The sequence below is a fragment of the Candidatus Hydrogenedentota bacterium genome (assembly GCA_019695095.1).
Taxonomy (GTDB): Bacteria; Hydrogenedentota; Hydrogenedentia; order Hydrogenedentales; family SLHB01; genus JAIBAQ01.
This window is the reverse complement of the sequence record JAIBAQ010000366.1, coordinates 1-3,102: the sequence shown is the minus strand read 5'-3', so window position 1 is coordinate 3,102 and position 3,102 is coordinate 1. Positions and strand designations below refer to the sequence as shown.

Annotated in this window: 2 protein-coding genes; both read left to right on the top strand. The window is 57.5% G+C overall.

Annotated features, from left to right (window positions below):
• Positions 1–974, top strand: a 974-nt coding sequence (locus K1Y02_26430) for an ATP-binding domain-containing protein (protein MBX7259919.1), incomplete at its 5' end; no start/stop codon positions are given.
• A 136-nt stretch (positions 975–1,110) separates the two neighbouring features.
• On the top strand, positions 1,111–2,967 hold the full coding sequence (locus K1Y02_26425) for a hypothetical protein (protein MBX7259918.1): 1,857 nt from the start codon (positions 1,111–1,113) through the stop codon (positions 2,965–2,967).
• Positions 2,968–3,102 lie beyond the last annotated feature (135 nt).

Below are 3,102 nucleotides of genomic sequence, written 5' to 3'. Positions count from 1 at the left end.
TGGAGTGGAGTCCCAAGGCAGGCGGATTTCTTCGCAACGAGGCCAATCCGTTGAATGCGGATATTGTCGTCATCGACGAGACATCGATGGTCGATATCAACCTGATGCACAGCCTGCTCAAGGCGCTCTCGCCTTTGTCGCGCCTCTTCCTCGTGGGAGACGTGGACCAATTGCCGTCCGTGGGCCCGGGAAATGTGCTGATGGATATCATCGCAAGCAACCGGGTTCCTGTGGTCTGGCTGAAGACCGTCTTCCGCCAAGCCGCCGAGAGCGGCATCGTGAGCAATGCGCACCGTATCAACAGCGGACAGTTACCCGAGTACAACGACAAAGACTTCTTCTTCATCGAGCGGAAAGACCCGGCCAAAGCGCTTGAGACTCTTCTGGAGTTGGTCACCAAGCGCATGCCCGCCAAGTTCAGACTCGATCCGGCGCGCGATATTCAGGTGCTCGCGCCGATGCACCGCGGCGACGTGGGCGTCGCGCGGTTAAACGAGGAGTTGCAGCGCGCATTGAACCCCACCGTACAACCCGTCGCCCACCGTCCATTTGGACTGCGCGACAAAGTCATGCAGATGCGCAACAACTACGAGCTGGATGTCTTCAACGGCGACATCGGATTTGTGACGGTTGTCGACGAGGGCCTCAAGGAGGCCCAGATTCAGTTCGATGACCGCGCCGTCCTTTATCCTTTCGAGAACCTCGACGAACTTTCGCTGGCGTACGCAGGCACCATCCACAAATCGCAAGGCAGTGAATACCCCGCGGTGGTTGTGCCGTTGTTGACGCAACACTTCATGATGCTGCAGCGTAACGTCCTCTATACGGCCATCACGCGGGCCAGCCGTCTTGTCGTGCTTGTGGGCGATCCCAAAGCCGTAGCGATGGCGGTTCACAACACCAAGACCACGAAACGCAATTCCAGGCTTACCGAACGATTGGCGGGCGGCCGCCAGCCAATCAAGGCCGATTGAGCCGGATTCCTGGAAGCTCCGCCCGCGGAAACCCCGATTTGCCGCATATTCGCCTCCGCTGGGCGGGTCTGGTAGAATCTTGTCCCCAAAAGGCTGTTCGATGGAGCATGCTCAAACACTGGAGGATGATAGTCTCGTGATGGCTTGGCAGGTTACAAAAGAGATTCATTCAGGTTCTGAGTCGGTTGGTGCATTTTATCTAATGCGCAGACTGGGCGTGCGTCCGCTCCTGGGCCTCGCAATGCTCACCGTATTGGCGCTTACCGCATATGCCGAGCCCGATCCCAACCCGCCATCCATCAACTCCAACCACGGCGCGTGGCCGCTTCGGCGTCAATGGAACTTCGCCGAGACGCAGCATTTCGCCAAGTGGATCGAGCACATCTACTACATGCGGACAGACGGCGGTGACGTCGAGCAGCGCGTGGCCAAGATGGACCGTATTCTCACGGACCCGAAAATGAATCTCCTGCTTGACCCCGAGTTCGCGGGCAAGGGCAGCAATCCGCAACTGCCGCTGGGTACCATCCGGTATATGAACGCCATGGTGGACTGCGCAAAATTTACGTTGGCAATGCCCGCGTACTATGCGTATCGCCGGGGCCTTCCGTGGATGACGAGCTACGTGTCACCGGTGGAAGGCGACATCCGAATCTCGCCCAACAACATCCCGGTCGGCTTCGTCAGTAGTTTCCAATGCTCATCGCCGCAGAACTTCTTCGAAGTGGCGATGACGGCCTACTCTTCCGGAAACTATCGCGTCGAACCAGGAAGCAAGAACTCCAGTTGGAGCGACACAGTACCCGTGGCGATTAACCGCAAGTTCCTCATGCCCGGCTGCATAAATTACGTCGATGGGCACAGCTTGATCCTCGCGAAGATCGACGAGTACGGCGAGTTGTATTTCATCAATGCGTCCACCGATGCCACCAAGAACATCTTCACCTACAACGGGCTCAATGCCGTATCAGGCATCGAACCGTTCAAGCCCACCGATCCCGAGAATCCGCTGAAAGGCTGCTTCCAAGGGTTACGCGTGTTTCGTTACCCGATCTGCGAAACCAACGGTAAAGGACAGGTTACCAAGGTTCGCCGCCGCACCGACACCGAAATGGAAGAATTCGGGATGTCGTACGAGGAGTACCAGAAAGTCGGCGAAATGGTCGATACGCAGAAGATCATGGAAGACGGATTCAAACTCGGTAGCGTGCACGAGTTCATCCGCTACCGCATGAAGACCGTCGACAAAGTCGTGCCGATGGAGTTCATGCGAAAATACATCGACACCATGGTGCAGATGTGGGAGGGACGCGAGGTCTTCGTTCAGGATGCGTGGCGCGAAGTGAAGCAGAACGGGCCGATCATGTATCCCGAGGAGATCAAGGACGAGAACATCTTCCAGGCGAAGGGGCGCTGGGAAACGTGGAGTTCACCGTCGTCCGACGTCGATCGGCGCAACAAGTACTTCTACCTCGCCGATTGGATGGACAACGCAATTCGATGGTACGAGTCGATGCCGCACCTGATTGATCTCGCCGGATTCGAGAAATACAACATCAAGACGACCGCCGATTTCGCCGCCGCGATCATCCAAGAGAAGCGGAAGCTGTTCGCGGAGAAGGGAATCGACTACACCGACTCTGCGGGCAAGAAAGTGCACCTGACCCTAGCCGATCTTGAGACGCGGCTGTACGACCTCAGCTTCGACCCGAACCATCCCCCTGAGTTGCGATGGGGCGCGCCTGCTGACAGCCCCGAACGCGCGGCGGTAAAAGAGATGCCTACCCCCGTTCCCGGCGGCACACGTATCCCGATGGCCGAAGCTTACCGGCTACAGACCTACTATCGGACCTTGTGCCAGCGCGAGACGGAGATGAGCTGCCTGCGCGGCATGTTCACCACCGGCTTTCCCATCCGATCCAAGTTCGACGAACAACTCGCCGTGAAATGGCTTCCCGACGGCGCGCTGGAGAAACTCGCGTCGGCGAAATAGCGGAAAGCCAACGCAAAGATAAGATGAGAAGGCCGGTCCTCCGACGCAGTGCGATAAACTCGCCTGCAAAGTTAAACGGCACCGAGGTGCCATCAGGAGGAACCGGCCATGAGCAAGTATAGAACATCTGTTGGT